Genomic DNA, 15743 nt, shown 5'->3' with positions numbered 1-15743 from the left:
CCGTCTAATCAAGCAGAGAAACAAAATTGTCGCTGCCTAATGTAATGGAGGAAGAAAAATGAAGGCGGGAATCAAGAAAATCATGATTGCTTCAGTCGCAGTCGCCGGCATCGCCGTGAGCGGAGCGGTGTACGCCCATGGCGGAGGCGGCGAGGAGCGCGGCAAATCGCATGGACGAGGCTTTGGCCAGAACATGAGCAGCCAGCACATGCGCGGTAATTTCATGGGTGGGCAGCACATGCGTGGCATTAACATGGGCGGCCAGCACATGGGTGGATCCTTCCGCAGAAGCCATGGGCGGGGTGGTCCGAGCCTTAAGCCCTATATCAGCATTGCCCTGCGCTTCAGGGACGAAATCAAGCTGAGCGATGAGCAAGTAACTAAGCTGACCGATCTGAGGGACAAGTTTTACCGCGACATGATCGGAGAGCGCGCCACTATGCGGACGATGCGCTTTGACCTTCGAAAACTGCTCAAGGCCGACAAGGTAGACATCAAAAGTGCGGAAAAGCAGATTAATGCGCTATCGGGCAAACGCGCCGAACTACGCATCAAACGCATCCACGCCATCGAGCAAGGCAAAGCGATCTTGACCGGGGAGCAATACAAGTCTCTACAGACCCTCCTTCGTGAGCGCCATCAGGCCAGGTGGAGCGGCATGGGCCAAGGAATGCAGGGCCAAGGCATGAGACAAGGAATGCAGGGCCAAGGCATGAAACAAGGAATGCCGCAGTCCGGGAAAAGCAAAAAGTTTTAAACCCATAAATTTCGCGCAATCAAAAGCGGCGGGTCTCTCAGGGAGGCTCGCCGTTTTTTTTCAATCAAAGAAAACATACTCAAGCGCGCATGGCATCCTCAGACATCTCACCCTCATAAACCAACCGCGTTTCGCCCTGCATATAAATATCCGCCACCTCGGCGCCACGCCCCGAAAAGAAGATAGTCAAAATTTCATCACTCCTGACGCACACCTCAACAGGCGGCTCAACGAGCCCCCGGGTCGCCGCCAGAATCGCCGTCGCCACGGCACCCGTACCACAGGCCAAGGTTTCATCCTCCACCCCGCGCTCATAGGTTCTCAGTATCAAGGAATTTGGCCCCGTCACCTGGCAAAAATTCGCGTTCGTTCCCGCTGGGGCGAAGGCTTCATGATAACGGATCTGGCGGCCATCATCGACAAGAGCCACCGCCTCGGCGTCCTCTACGAACTCCACCGCATGGGGCACACCCGTATTCAGGCAATCGAGAACAACGCTGCGGCCCTTCAGCGCCACTTCGAGGCCCGCCTTGAAATCAAAGACCTCCGTCATCCGAAGCTTGACCACCGAGCCCTCAATCGAGCCGTCAATGACGCCTGCTATGGTCTCGAACGAAACATCACCTGAGCCGATGCCATGCTGCTTGGCGAAACGAACGGCGCACCTTCCACCGTTGCCGCACATTTCGGCCTCGCTGCCATCGGCGTTAAAAAATCGCCACTTAAAATCGGCACGCTCGCTTGGTTCGATGAACATCACGCCATCGGCTCCGACAGACAAACCCCTTCGGCAAACCCTTCGAACAAAATCGATCATTTTGTCAGCGTCGATGCTTTGGTCCATGTTATCGACAAAAATAAAATCATTGCCGCTGCCGTTCAGTTTGGTGAAACGGATATTCTCTTCCATCTTCAGGTTCACTCCCCTGTGATGAACTTGGGGATGCTCTCCCCTCGAATTAGATCCTCAAAACTCTCGCGCTCGCGAATCACGAAATTTTCATCGCCCCGGACTATCACCTCGGGCGGACGCGGGCGAGAATTGTAATTAGATGCCATTGTAAAGCCGTAGGCACCTGAACTCATGACGGCAAGCAGATCACCGCGCTCAAGCTCGGGCATCTCCCTGTCCTTGGCCAGATAGTCGCCACTCTCGCAGATGGGCCCCACGAGATCGATCGTATGCCTAGGACGGGAATTGACAGATTCATCGGCTGGCAAGATGGCTTGATAAGCCTCATAGAGAGCAGGCCGGATCAAATCGTTCATGCCGGCATCGATGATTACGAATTTCTTCTCTTCATTCTCTTTGCCATAGAGCACTCGGGTGAGCATCAAACCGGCATTGCCGGAGATGAAGCGACCCGGCTCGAACACCAGCGTGCAGCCAAGGTCCTTTAGCTGGGGAAGAATCGCTGCGGCATATTCCGAGGGTGTGGGCGGTGCCTCATCGTTGTAGGTGATTCCAAGACCTCCGCCAACGTTGATGTAGCGGATATCGTGGCCATCCTCCCTCAAGGCACGGACACAACTGGCGACCTTCTCTGATGCCTCTTGAAAAGGCCCGGCCTGGGTTATCTGGCTGCCAATGTGGCAATGAAGACCAATGGCATCGATGTTGGCAAGCTCGGCCGCAGTGCGGTATTGCTCCCTGGCACGGGTGATATCGATACCGAATTTGGCTTTTTTCATCCCGGTGGAGATGTAGGGATGGGTCTTGGGGTCCACATCGGGATTCACGCGAATGGCGATACATGCCTTTTTCCCAACACGGGCGGCGACACGATCGATGTTGCGCAGCTCATCCTCGCTCTCGATGTTGAACATGAGAACGCCCTGCTCAAGCGCATAGGCAATCTCATCGTCCGACTTGCCGACGCCCGCGAACACCACGCGTTCTGAGGGCACACCCGCCTGAACGCCACGGTAGAGCTCGCCGCCCGACACGATATCGAGGCCACCCCCCATCTCGGAGAAAAGACGCAAAATAGCAATGTTCGAGTTGCTTTTCATGGCGAAGCAGATGAGATGCGGCACTTCGGCGAAGGCCTCATCAAACTTGCGAAATTGAGAAACCAGCGCCTCATGACTGTAGACGTAAAGCGGTGTGCCGTACTCCTCAGCCAATTGGGACACAGGAACCCCCTCAGCGTGGAGCGCGCCCCCCTTGTATGCGAAATGACTCATATCCTTGTATTACCCCCAAAATGAAATGAAGCCCTTATTAATAGCCGGTGGATTATATTTATGTTCGGGAAATATATCTATTCCCCGACGGAGGCTAGAGCCGCAGCTTAAAGCCTAAATAGAATAGCCCCAAATCGCATTTTGCAGCCCAAAAAACTTAAAAAGCATTGAACAATCACGCTTTATCAATTTCAACCGAAGTGGTAAATTATCCTTGTTTAACTAGCTTTGCTCCCGCCCAGAGGATTATTTTGGCGATTCGGCAGGTGGTTAATAAATTATTTCCTAAGAAAGGCTCGGAAATCGAGATAGCTCGCAAATCAAATTCTTCAGCTCATAACCACGTGCAAACCCCATCGCCCTAATCTCAAAATCAAGATGTTGCTCGTCTCCATCCCGAGGCTGCGTGACATAGATAATTTTGGAGTTTTGAAAATGCGAGCGCACTTCGAGACAATATCCTCCAGTTCGACCTTTGGTGCATAGAGGCCCATTTTCACCTAGGCTACCCTCACTAAGGTATGGGAGTTTTCATGGCAAAGCAGTCCGACCTAGCTATTAATGGTGGCCCACAAGTAAGGCCGAGTCCTCTGCCCTACAGAAAACTATTTGATGAAGATGTTCTGAAAAAAATCACCGAGGTTTTTGAAAATAGTTGGAAAGAAGGTGTGGATTTTGGATTTCAGAATAAATACGAAAAGATTTACACCGACAACTTCTGTGAATTCATGGGCGAGGGATATGCCGACGCCGTCTGTTCAGGAACTGCCGGAATTTATTTAGCCCTAAAAGCTCTCGACATTGAAAAAGGAAGCGATGTCATAGTTTCTCCCGTTACCGACCCGGGAAGCATCGCTCCGGCCATGCTACTGGGGTTCAATCTTATAATTGCTGATTCAAAACCTGGTAGTTTTTCTATCGGCTCCAAACAGTTCGAGGAGGCGATAACGCCTAACACCCGTGCCGCAATCCTCACACACATCGGGGGGCATCCCATCGATCTTGACCCCATAATGGATATCGCCCGAGAAAAGGGCATAAATATCATTGAGGATTGCTCGCAGGCGCATGGCGCACTTTACAAAGGTAAAATGGTGGGTCGCTTTGGGGACGTTGCCGTGTTTTCAACGATGTTTTCCAAAAATCATGCGACAGGAGGAACCGGTGGGATCGTTTTCACAACTAGTGAGGACCTTTATCGAAAGATTCGCTCTTATGCCGACAGGGGCCTTCCTTCCCATTCTGCAGATTTGGACATTCGAAATCCGGTTGAAATTCTATTCCCTTCGTTGAATCTCAACCTCGATGAGCTTTCGTGTGCTATCGGCATAACGACCCTTTCAAAGCTTCCGGAAACAATCGAAAAAAAATTAGCGATATCGGAAAATATCAACTGCGCCCTAGAGAAGAGTTCTGTCTTTTCTCCTTACCGAGGCGAGGAACAATCCAGACCTTCTGTATATTTCCATACTATTGAGGTCGACTCATCTAAATTAAAAATCCCAAAAATAGAATTTGCAAAAGCTGTTGCCGCCGAAGGGATTTGGATAAACCCAGACTACAAATACGTTGCCTCCGAATGGAAATGGCTTAGCGACAGCATGAACCTGCCCCCGGAGACCCCCAACGCAGTGAACTTCAGAAATACGACTTTCAATATTCTTTTTAATGAAAAATTTACGGACTCAGAGATTCAAGACATTTTAGAGTCTATCCACAAAGTTGAGTCGGTCTACAAAATATGAAATCACCCACCCCCACCAAAAAACCGATATACATATTAGGATGCCAGCGTTCAGGGACATCATTACTTAGACGAATCATAGGTTCTCATTCGAACATTGCAGCCCCGGCCGAATCTGCGTTTTTAGTGCAATTAGCCCGTATGTTTGAAATTAAACGTTCGCTACAGGGGCTTCTGGACATGGGATTTTCCGAGGAAGATGTACTGGCGCAAATGAGAGTCTTCATATGTCATTTTTTTGATGAGTACACGAAATCCAAAGGGAAAAATCGATGGGCAGATAAAACAACCCCTTATCTCGATCATGCAGATACGATTGAACGAATTTTCAATGGAGAGGTGGTGTACGTAGGAATAGTGCGGCATGGCCTTGACGTCGCCAACTCATTGAGCAAAATGGATTGGGGCGTGTTGGCGCCTTATTTTGCAGGAGATATCGACAAGAGAATCGCTGGCATAAAGTTTTGGCGCGATCAAAACCAAAAACTTTTGGATTTCAAATCAAAAGTGGGTGATCGTTTTCATTTAATCCGATACGAAGAGTTAACGGAGAGCCCCTCCCCTGTCCTTCAGGATTTATTTTCTTTTCTCTATGAACCATGGGAATCAGGGGTATTGAATTACAATAATTACGATCATGACCCAGGTTTCGAAAGCGACGAAGTGGCTGAGCACAAAAGTATCGTACCCAACTCCGGCAGATATAAGGCTTGGCCCAAAGGTCTCCAGGAGCAGGCATTTTCTGAGGCTCGGGAAATTTTTGACAGTCTCGACTATCATTTGAACTAGGGTTTTTTTGTATGTTACTCCCAGGTCTTCACAAAGCTTCACGCGAAATAGATTGACACCGAAGAGCCAACAACTCTTCTTCGAGTAATAATCGGATCTAAACTGGAATACAAGATGGCGGACAATTCCGAACCACAAAGAGAAAACCTACCGAAAGAAGACTCCCCCTCCCTGGCGGCAAATATTTCTGCGCTGATGGGAGAAGCGACGCTTCACAAAAAATCAGGCGACAATGCGAAAGCGGGCTCCGCATACCTTCACGTTCTTCAATTTGATCCAGGCCATGCCGAGGCACACTACAATATTGGGCATCTATACATCGCCGAGGAAAACCTTCCCAAGGCGGTGAAGAGCATTCAAAACGCCATTCACTTCAAGCCTGACTATCTTGAAGCACACATGACGCTGGGAGCGCTCCTTCGAGCGGAAGGCAAATTCGAGGAAGCTGACAAATACTTCCGGAGCGCGGTGCAATGTCGGCCCGACCATGCGGCAGCACATTACTTTCTTGGGCTCGGACTAAAAGATCAACAAAAGCCAGATGAGGCCGTAATGAGCTTTCTTGAGGCGACGCGTCTCAATCCATCTTATGCACAAGCGCACTTCAGTCTCGGGGACGCACTAAGAGCATTGGGGAAAATCGATTCGGCGATAGAGAGTTACCGAATTGCAGTGCGCATCCAACCAAATGACATCAGATCTCTTCTACACCTTGGAGCCGCCTTGCTTGAGCAGGAAAATGACAGCGAGGCTATCGAAAAATTCAGAGAAGTCATTCACCTGGATCCAGCCAATCATGATGCCTATTTTGGTCTCGGCGCTATTTATCACGCTCAAAAAAAGCACTCTCAGGCAGAAGAAAATTACCGCCAAGCCATTACATGTAAGACCGATTACATCGAGGCATGGATGCACCTAGCGGCTCTTATGGGCGAGGGAACGAGATACACCGAAGCACAAAAAGCATATCAAGAGATCTTGACCCACAGTCCAGAAAACACACTGGCGAAGCTGGCCTTAGATATTTTTTGCCCCGTATTTTTTAATTCAACTCGTGAGATTGATGAGCACCGGGCAAAAATTGAAAAATCTCTGGATAGATATGACCCGGCCTCGCTTCAAATTGATTTCATGGAGACAGTGAATTTCTTTCCGTTTCCCTCTTTCGAAATGGTGCATCATGGCCGCGACGAACTCCCTTGGAGATCAAAGTACGCGGATTTATTTGCACAGTTTTTTCGACTCGAACACCCAGATTTAATTGGCGACTTCTCTACGGATGAAGGGCAGCCGGACATGAACAAACACATCCATGTCGGCATCGTAACCACACACAAACACGAAGGTCCCTTTTTATTATGGATGAAAGGCCTCGTCGAGAATCTGTCTGCGGAAAAATACGATGTATCCGTCGTGTGCCACAAAAAAAGCTACGAATACTTGTCGAGCAAAATCAACAGAAAAGGCCAATTAGACTACTTCTTCATTAATCACAACTTCAGGGAGGCGGTCAAAAGCATACAAGCCAAGAAATTTGACTTACTAATCTTCCACGAGGTTGGAACAGGACCCATCAACTACTTCCTACCATTTTTTCGCTTGGCTCCCGTCCAGTGCGTCACGATGGGGCATGGCTACACAACGGGGATACCTGAGATGGACTACGTCGTATCGAGCGATTTGGCGGAGCCACCTAATGGTGAGTCGCATTACAGAGAACAACTTGTCCGCCTTAATGTTCCGAGGATCTATTTTCGACGTCCAGAGCTTCCCGCAATATTAAAGAGCCGAGATTTTTTCAGTATGTCGGATTCGGATAACATTTACGCTTGTCCCCAAAGCCTATTTAAGTTCCACCCAGATTTCGACGAGCATTTAGGCCATATTCTGCGAAGAGACACGAAAGGCATTTTGATTCTTCTCGAAGGAACCTCTAAAGAATGGAACGAACTGCTGATGGGGCGATTTCGCAAGACAATTCCCGATGTTGTCGACCGGATTCGCATGCTCCCTCGGATGCCCAAAGAAGATTTTCTCAATTTACTCGCCGTATCGGATGTCAGTCTCGACCCGATATCCGTCGGCGGAGGTACCACGTCATATGAATGCCTTGCCGTTGGAACTCCCCTCGTCACCTTACCGGGAGAATTCCAGCGCGCACGTGTTACGTATGCCTTCTACAAAAAAATGGAAATGATGGACTGCGTAGCTTCAACTCCCGAAGAATATGTAGAACTGGCGCTTCGGCTGGGAACCGACCACACTTACAACAAGAAGATGAGGGATAAAATACTCGCCGCGAACCACGTAATTTTCGAGGACAAGAACTACGTGCGAGAAATGGAAGATTTTATTTTCAGAGCAGTGAAAAAAGCCCGCTCAGGCACCGACTAAGCCACTCGAACGGGCTTTGGATTCTCTCTGAAATATTAAAGTCCCTTGATGATCGCCGTTTTAGGGGGTCTTGGATTACCCTTCACCCCGCAACCTGCGGTAGCAAACAATAACCCCAGCAGCAAAATAACGACAACCTCATGAGATATTCTATTTTTGAAGACCAAGCCGTTTCCTCTCCATGCGAATCTGATTCAGGATACTCCGCCTCGACGATCCACCCTCGCTTGTTCTAGAGGCAAGCGAGCGAGTGAGCTTCGTCGCGTCAAGATCGGCAGCAACGAGCCGCTTGTCGGTTTTTTGCAGGTCAGCGCCCGTGAGACCTGCGAGAGGGACACCTTTCTCGGTCGCCAACCGAACCGCCCGACCTGCCGCCTCATGGGCCTCCCGGAACGGAATTCCCCTGAGGACCATTGCATCGGCCAGATCGGTCGCGGTCATATAACCACCTTCGGCGGCATTGGCCATCCTCCCCTTTTGGGGCCGTATGCTTTCAACAAGCGGCGCCATCACACCCAGCGAGGTCAAAAGCGTATCAGCAGCATCAAAAAGTGGCTCCTTGTCCTCTTGCATGTCCCTGTTATAAGTCAACGGAAGCCCCTTCATCAAAGTCAAAAGAGCCATTAAATCACCATAAACACGACCACTCTTGCCCCGGACAATTTCCGCGACATCAGGATTCTTCTTCTGCGGCATTAGCGAGCTACCTGTGGCAAATGCATCCGGCAATTCAATAAACGAAAATTCTCCGCTGGACCACAGGACGATCTCCTCGCCCAACCGGCTCATATGCATAATCGCAATCGCGGCAGCCGATGAGAATTCGATAGCAAAATCGCGATCACTCACCGCGTCCATGCTGTTCTCAGCGACAGCATTAAACCCGAGTTTACGAGCAACCATTTTTCTGTCGATGGGATGCCCGGTGCCCGCGAGGGCCGCCGAGCCAAGCGGCAGGACATTCACCCGCTTCTTGACGTCATCGAGCCGCTCCCCGTCCCTCCGGAACATCTGGGAGTAAGCAAGTACATGATGGGCAAATGAGACGGGTTGTGCCCTTTGAAGGTGCGTATATCCAGGCATGATGTAATCAACCGTTTGCTCGGCTTGCCCGACCAGCGCCAACCTCATACTCAAAAGGCTCTTCTGGATCTCGTCGATAGCCTCCCGAAGCCAAAGCCGAACGGTGGTCGCCACCTGATCATTTCGACTCCTTGCCGTATGCAACCTCCCGCCGGCAGCACCAATTTTTCTGGTCAACGCCGCCTCAATGTTCATATGCACGTCCTCGAGAGCCGGATCAAATTTAAATTTTCCCGACTCGATATCTTTCAAGATACCTTTCAGTCCGGTGACGATTTTTCGGCTGTCGCCTTTCGAGACAATGCCCTTCGCCCCCAACATCTCGGCATGCGCAATCGAGCCCCGGACATCACACGAGGCGAGACGGCTGTCGAACGAGACGCTCTCGGTGAACGACTCGACCCGAGCATCCGTCCTCTGGGCGAATCTTCCGCCCCAGAGTTTACCAGAGCGGGATTTTGCCAGTTTTTTCTTTTGAATCGATTTCTTGGTCGCCACGCTTGTCACCTACTAGTAAATAATGGATTCGGACAATTCATTAAACCTCGGACCCCAATAAAACCCGATACTTACATGATTAGTCCTATAAAGAGCAAGTACCCTGGAAACAGAGCACAACATTTTCGCCACCAAACGCTTATGGCCATATCGCCTCTCCCATCATGCACCGGAGCATAGACCTGTATCATAAGTGAAACTTGCGAGATTTGGGATAATTTGTAAGTATCTAAACGCCCCAACAAATACTAGCAATAGCCATAGTTTTTTGACGGTGAAAGAATCGAAACCGGCCACCTTTTTGAAACCGGTTATTCATTAAAACTACATCGAATGGAGATTAAAATGGATACTGCACTCTGGATTGTTGTCGGTCTCATCGTTGTCGTTGTCATCGCCTACAACGTAATGCAGGACCCGTTTAAAATTAATCCAAAGTGAGGAATGTTAGGCTGCGGAAAAATGAACCGAGTCGTTTTTAGCAATGGGAAAACTGGAGACCTCTAGCTATTCGCCGGTATTATAGATATTCGGGTCCCTGAAATAATCGACCAAGCGCCCGTCGCTCTCCAGCATCACCTCATCATACGGAATCCCACATTCCTTGATCTCGTGAACGATGTCCTTTGCACGCCATTGCGTGGCAATGACAATCACATCCACGGGCGAACTCTTCAAGTGATCCCGAAAAAGTATCTCCTGGCCCGTACCCGGGACAAATGTTCCCACTTTGTACTTGTCCGAATCAACGACAAGGGGAAAGCGGTCGGCGTCCAATTCGTAACGATTAATAAACGCCGCCGCTTTGCCTGTCCCTCCCCAGATGGCCACCTTCTTCTTGCCTTTGAACAGTTCGTTGAGGCGGGATATGACCGCAGACTTGGTATTTTGAGCCTTCATCGCAAAATCGAGTGATTCGTTAGCCAGCGAAGCCTGACCTTCCCTTGCTCCGATACGAACAAATCCGTAAATAACTTCATCATCATAGCTACGCTCAACGAGTTCGACCTCTCTTGAACATCTTTGCAAGAGCTTAGTGAAAGATTCCGTCGTGAAATTCGAATTGTGCTCGTAGAAAAAATCGCATGTCCGGGCAATGGGAATGGTTTTATCGATACAGGGCACCTCGATGAACAGGCGCGTATCGAGGCCTTCCCAGCTAACGGCGAACGCGAGTGCCTGAAGGAACCCCATCGGATCAATCAGGTGCTCAAGAACATGTCTGCTGATAATTAAATCCGGGCGGCATTCACTCAGATGAATGGCTGGATCAAACAGTTCGTTTCGAGCCTCAATCAGCCCGCCTCCGGTATTAACCGAAGCATTCGGATCGAAGCCGATGTAGCGGCCCTGCGGGTGGGCTTCGGCGAGGGCCCGAAGAAGATGGGCGTCCCCACAGCCGATTTCCACCACGGTGGGATCGAGTGGAAGACGCCGCAATAGAAGTTCCCGCACTCTGCCAAGATGTTCCTTCCAGAAAGTTCCCCGGTTGAACATCAAATTCGGTTTCTCCGAGTAAGGAACCTTCGAGTATTCGAATTCGGGATTATAGACATGGCCGCATTCAACGCACCGGACAAACCGAACGGGCAGACGCTCCATTCCCCTCGCCTCATCCGCGCTGCCGGGCCATGCCAGCGTGGCGAGCGGCTGGAGCCCCCCATCATAAAATGGCACGGCTACATGATGACCACAGGCTGCACATACACATGGACGCAGAATTCGCCGAAGTTCGCGCTCCTCGTTTTCAGCACCACCATCAGGACTAGTCACGTTGAAACCCCTTTTCACTCGATATGGGCCATCATGGGCGGACCGCCTCAACTGCCCGGATAAAAAACCCTTCCAACTCCCGGACAGCGCTATCATCCTCGAACAGCATCGCGTTCTCATTCAGAATCTTATCTTTAACCACTTCACGAAAATCCGCTTCCCGTCCCACTCTTAGAGCAATATCCACATATTCCTCCGGGGAGGAAGCTACACAATCCAACACCTCAATTTTCGAATAGCACCCACTGGTGACCCTGCCCCGCATGAACTCCCCGGGGAGGGTAACTACGGGAGTTCCCATGGCAATGCTCTCATATGCGGAATTTCCAGATCCAAAGGGAAACGGGTCGAGCATCACATCTGACATCGTAATGAGCCGAAGATAGTCGTCCCGGCTCATTTGCGGGACGAATCGAACGCGACCCGCCACATCCGGAATGTTCTCCCTGAAACGGGCCTGCATGCACCGATGCCAGTTCGGATGCTTCCCCTCGATCATCACCACCTGCCCCACGGGGTCCGACCGGAGTATATTAGCCAGAACCTTGTCATAGTCTGGGTGAATTTTAAACAAACTCTGGGAGCATAAATACACATTTTCACTCTCGGAGATGGCAAAATCCGTGCGGCTTCCGGGACGGGCGGGCGCTTTCGGACGGTAGTAGTACGCAGGCAAAGCGTTCAAGCACTCAAGCCTTTCCCGGTAATGCTCTTCCGCGTCCTCGGACTCGACAAGGTGGCTTGAAATAAAGTAATCAATTTGAGAAATCCCGCTTGTGACAGGATACCCCCATGAGGTGCATTGCACGGGCGCAAGCCGAAAAAAAGGAAGAAAGTAATTGAAGGAATCGGTGCCAACCTCAAAATAGAAGAGCAAATCATACCGCCCCGCTCGAATCTCCCGGAGCGCCGATTCGAATTTTTGCGATATGACATGATATCTCATTTTCGAGCCGCCCATCTTCTCAGAGATGATTTTTCGAGACCCTTCCACACATATGACATTAACCTCCAGGCGATCATCGAACATATTTTTCAGAATGCCCTCCATGAAGCTGAGGAATATCCCTTCGTGTCTTTCCGTAACGACGAAACCGATTCGATAAATTTCCTCACCCGATCCTTTAGGCTCGGCGAGATCATCGACCCTGAAAAGATCCGCATATTTTGAGCGAATGGCCAGATCGTTTTTCCCGTGATAGGCCAAATAGAAAGAAGGCTCCGTACCCCAACGGAGAATTTCATCCGGGTTAAGCAGAATAGAGCCCGGCGTACGACGACCAAGCGCCTCATCTATTTCCTCGCGCCGCCGCTCGATTTCATCTGTTCCCTCCATGAGTGCCGGACAATAGACCTCCGAGGCAAGCACAAGCATTTCATTTTCCGGATCAAGCCCTGCAGCGTGGCGTATTGAATCGACCGCCTCCCCGTCCCGGCATAAAGCGCTCAAAGCTCTGCTTTTCCCCAGATGCGCACCGACAACCTCCGGTTGAAGAAGGATTAATCTTTCATACACTGAAAGCGCCCTGTCGCTGTCACCATACTTTAGATACATCCCCGCAAGGTTTAGATTCGCCGTCGTGTTTTCGGGATTAAGGCGAATCGCCTCAAGATAAGAAAACTCGGCCTCCTCGGGGCGGCCTTGCGCAGCAATCGCCGTGGCCCGACCTTCATGGGCATCCGCGTAATCAGGATTAAGCTCAATCGCCCGTCGAAAACCGGCCTCAGCCTCACCAGGCCTTCCGCCTGCCAATAGGACATTTCCAAGAAGGTTATAGATTTCAGCGGAATTGGGACTAATCGCGAGAGCTCGCTCGTAATGCGCGATTGCCTCATCTGGACGGCCTAACTCACCCAGTACAATGCCAATGTTGTTAAGGGCATCTGGATAATCAGGCATCAGTCGCAAGGCTTCAAGGTAGGAGGATTCAGCCTCGGCAAGCCTCCCCTCCTCGCGGAGAAGATTCGCCAAGTTGTTGTGTGCGATAGGGTTCTCTGGCTGCAGAGCGATAGCCTTTTGAAATGCCTCTATCGCCTCATTGAAACTACCTGAGGAATAAAGTGCACTTCCTAAATTCGTATAAAAACTGGGCTGCGAAGGGTTTAGCCTTATTGCCTGATGATAAAATGCTATGGCCTCGGAAAATTGGCCTCGCTGTGAGGCGATGACTCCGAGAAAATGTACGGGATCTGGGCTCTCCGAATTTTCAACAGCTACCTTCCGGCAGGCATCCTCGGCCTCATCAAGGTGACCAGCACGGATGGCTTCTATGACGGGGGCCAGCAAGGAATCATCCATTTTTCGCAAGCACCTCTAATGCGGCCCCAACCCTAACAAGCACGCTTTCCCAATCCTCGATTGCGCCTTGTCTGAACAGGCGCATCGTTGGGTACCAGGGAGAATCGTCCCTACCAAGTAGCCAGCGCCAATCGGGAGCAAGAGGCAAGAGGGTCCAAACGGGCCTCGCCATCGCACCGGCTAGGTGCACGATGGACGTATCCACCGAGATAACCAAGTCAAGTTTATCGACAGCCGCCGCCGTGGCGGCAAAATCTGTCAGCTTCGGGCTTAAATCTTCTATGAATTCATTGAGAGACAGACGAGCGATGTCATCGACCGATGAGCCGACCTGAAGGCTGTAAAACTTGATGCCCTTCAACTTCAGAAGAGAATCGAACTTCTCAAGAGGAATGGAACGGTTCCTATCGTTTAGGTGATTCGGATTACCCGCCCAAGCAAGACCCACCTTTAACCTGTCTTTTTCTAGATGAAGATTACCCGGAATAGCGACCCCAATTGGCGACGATAGATACGGGACATCCGCAGGAATCGAATCGAGATTGGTTCCGAAAATTCGAGGTAGGCTCAGCAAAGACACATGGGTCTCGTATTCAGGAAGCGACTCCCCTTTTCCGATAACAGCATCAAAACCCGATATATCTAAGAGCAACGACTTCTGCGCGGGGTGACATTCCAGAATCACCCGCCCACCTCTCGCTGCCACATCCTTGCCATAGCGCACAAACTGGAGGGTATCGCCTAGCCCTTGCTCGGCGTGTATCAATATCGTTTTGCCCCTCAGAGGAGCGCCGTCCCAAACCTCGGATGAAAATCGAAAATTATCTTCACGCACATCCCTGCGCTCTAATCTCCGAGAATAATTCGCCCAGCCGTTTTCGAAATCGCCCTGAACTAAAAGCGCCAGGGAGTAATTAAAAAACGCTTCGGCATAGTCAGGCGCCGATGCCATGGCACGCTGATAATAGGCCACACCCTCGTTCAGTTTTCCTTGGGATACCATAGCTATCCCAAGATTATTGAGCGCCCTGGAGTGCTCGGGCGCAACGTCAAGAATTTTCAACCAACATTCAATCGCACCGTCGATATCCCCCTGCCTATCGAGTACGGCCCCAAAATTATTTAGCGCCTCGGTATTTTCAGGCGCAAGCTCGTAGGCTCGTCGAAACGAGGCATCCCCTTCATACAAATCACCTTTCTCCTGGAGAGCACTCCCTATAACGTTAAGCGCCTCGACAAATTTCGGCTCCAGTTCAAGAGCCCGGCGGCAGGAAACAATAGCTTCATCCAAACGACCCTGCTCCAACAGGGCATTGCCCAGATTGCAAAGGGCATCGATATAATTGGGAGCAAACTCCAATGCTGAGCGATAACAAGCAATTGCCTCATCTAGCCTCCCAAGCGCCTTAAGAGATATCCCAAGGTTGTTGTGCGCCAGCGGATGATGGGGACTGATATCAATTCCTTGTTGAAAAACCCGAATCGATTCATCGAACCGCTTCAAGCGTTGCAATGCCGTTCCAAGATTGCAACAGGCATCAAGAAACCCAGGGGAGATAGCAAGGGCCTCCTGGTAGCGGTCAACAGCCTCGTCCAAACGCCCTGCCACTAGAAGCGTATTCCCAAGGACATTGTAGGCCTCAGGGTTTTTGGGATTATTTTCGATAGCGAGGAGGCAATACGTTTCCGCCTCCTCGAACTTACCTTGGCTTTGAAGGACTACCCCGAGGTTGCAGGGGGCTGTCCCATGAGCAGGATTAATCTCCAGTGCCCTGCGGAATGAAGAGACAGCCTCATCGAGCACCCCTTGTCGTTGGAGGGCGGCCCCGAGATTGCTGTGCGCATCGGCATAGGTGGAATCAATTACGATAGCCTGTCGGTAGCATTCAATGGCTTCAGGCATTTTATTTTGCAGTTGGAGGGAGATACCCAAATTATTAAACGCATCCAGCAGAATTCGGCTTCCCTCGCCAAGTTCGCCATCCTTCGGCTTAATATTGGCGTGCCCCAAGATGTTCCGATAAATCGACTCAGCTTCTGCGTAGCGTCCCGCCTGAAGCAATTTGAGAGCTTCATCGAGAGCGTCCTGGAGTGTCTCATCATCCGGAGCCTTAGATTTTTTATCCTTATTTTCAACCACCAGAGCTCCCTTGAATCGTGACGAAAAACCCATGCCTATTTAAAACTCTCTCAAAAATTGATTTTACAGGGAATACGGG

Annotated in this window: 10 protein-coding genes; 4 read left to right on the top strand and 6 right to left on the bottom strand. The window is 50.5% G+C overall.

From position 1 onward, the window contains the following. Positions 1-58: 58 nt before the first annotated feature. Complete coding sequence (locus HOJ95_06915) at positions 59-757, top strand: Spy/CpxP family protein refolding chaperone (protein MBT6394418.1); 699 nt, start codon at positions 59-61, stop codon at positions 755-757. Between the two features lie 79 nt (positions 758-836). On the opposite strand, the gene HOJ95_06910 is transcribed toward HOJ95_06915, so the two are convergent. Both HOJ95_06910 and lysA read right to left on the bottom strand, forming a co-directional pair. After that, a complete protein-coding gene (locus tag HOJ95_06910; GenBank protein MBT6394417.1) occupies positions 837-1667 on the bottom strand; it encodes a diaminopimelate epimerase in 831 nt (276 codons plus the stop codon). Between the two features lie 8 nt (positions 1668-1675). Continuing rightward, a complete protein-coding gene (lysA, locus tag HOJ95_06905; protein MBT6394416.1) occupies positions 1676-2944 on the bottom strand; it encodes a diaminopimelate decarboxylase in 1269 nt (422 codons plus the stop codon). A 533-nt stretch (positions 2945-3477) separates the two neighbouring features. Between lysA and HOJ95_06900 the strand changes: the two genes are divergently transcribed. The 3 genes from HOJ95_06900 (at position 3478) to HOJ95_06890 (ending at position 7871) form a co-directional block, all read left to right on the top strand. Next, entirely contained in the window at positions 3478-4689 is a 1212-nt protein-coding gene (locus HOJ95_06900) for a hypothetical protein (GenBank protein MBT6394415.1), read from the top strand. Then, complete coding sequence (locus tag HOJ95_06895) at positions 4686-5477, top strand: sulfotransferase (GenBank protein ID MBT6394414.1); 792 nt, start codon at positions 4686-4688, stop codon at positions 5475-5477. Before HOJ95_06900 ends, HOJ95_06895 begins: the two co-directional genes overlap by 4 nt. A 114-nt stretch (positions 5478-5591) precedes the next feature. Beyond that, on the top strand, positions 5592-7871 hold the full coding sequence (locus HOJ95_06890; GenBank protein MBT6394413.1) for a tetratricopeptide repeat protein: 2280 nt from the start codon (positions 5592-5594) through the stop codon (positions 7869-7871). Between the two features lie 150 nt (positions 7872-8021). Here the strand turns inward: HOJ95_06890 and argH are convergent, their stop codons facing one another. The 4 genes from argH to HOJ95_06870 all read right to left on the bottom strand — a co-directional run bounded on the left by argH (position 8022) and on the right by HOJ95_06870 (position 15664). Beyond that, positions 8022-9434 carry an argininosuccinate lyase gene (argH, locus tag HOJ95_06885; protein ID MBT6394412.1) on the bottom strand — a complete coding sequence of 471 codons (1413 nt, stop codon included), beginning with the start codon at positions 9432-9434 and terminating at the stop codon, positions 8022-8024. A 525-nt stretch (positions 9435-9959) separates the two neighbouring features. After that, on the bottom strand, positions 9960-11321 hold the full coding sequence (locus HOJ95_06880; protein MBT6394411.1) for a methyltransferase domain-containing protein: 1362 nt from the start codon (positions 11319-11321) through the stop codon (positions 9960-9962). Beyond that, positions 11257-13524, bottom strand: a complete 2268-nt coding sequence (locus HOJ95_06875; GenBank protein ID MBT6394410.1) for a tetratricopeptide repeat protein — start codon at positions 13522-13524, stop codon at positions 11257-11259. Before HOJ95_06875 ends, HOJ95_06880 begins: the two co-directional genes overlap by 65 nt. Beyond that, complete coding sequence (locus HOJ95_06870; GenBank protein MBT6394409.1) at positions 13517-15664, bottom strand: tetratricopeptide repeat protein; 2148 nt, start codon at positions 15662-15664, stop codon at positions 13517-13519. Before HOJ95_06870 ends, HOJ95_06875 begins: the two co-directional genes overlap by 8 nt. Positions 15665-15743 lie beyond the last annotated feature (79 nt).

This window comes from Nitrospinaceae bacterium, from assembly GCA_018669005.1.
GTDB lineage: Bacteria > UBA8248 > UBA8248 > UBA8248 > UBA8248 > UBA8248.
Note: the sequence above shows the minus strand (reverse complement) of the source record. Positions and strands in the feature narration are given on the sequence as shown.

Bases quoted from the DNA above. Each gene is read 5' to 3' on its own strand.
- HOJ95_06915 (MBT6394418.1), top strand. From the start codon at position 59: ATGAAGGCGGGAATCAAGAAAATCATGATTGCTTCAGTCGCAGTCGCC.
- HOJ95_06910 (MBT6394417.1), bottom strand. From the start codon at position 1,667: ATGGAAGAGAATATCCGTTTCACCAAACTGAACGGCAGCGGCAATGAT.
- lysA (MBT6394416.1), bottom strand. From the start codon at position 2,944: ATGAGTCATTTCGCATACAAGGGGGGCGCGCTCCACGCTGAGGGGGTT.
- HOJ95_06900 (MBT6394415.1), top strand. From the start codon at position 3,478: ATGGCAAAGCAGTCCGACCTAGCTATTAATGGTGGCCCACAAGTAAGG.
- HOJ95_06895 (MBT6394414.1), top strand. From the start codon at position 4,686: ATGAAATCACCCACCCCCACCAAAAAACCGATATACATATTAGGATGC.
- HOJ95_06890 (MBT6394413.1), top strand. From the start codon at position 5,592: ATGGCGGACAATTCCGAACCACAAAGAGAAAACCTACCGAAAGAAGAC.
- HOJ95_06880 (MBT6394411.1), bottom strand. From the start codon at position 11,321: ATGATAGCGCTGTCCGGGAGTTGGAAGGGTTTTTTATCCGGGCAGTTG.
- HOJ95_06875 (MBT6394410.1), bottom strand. From the start codon at position 13,524: ATGGATGATTCCTTGCTGGCCCCCGTCATAGAAGCCATCCGTGCTGGT.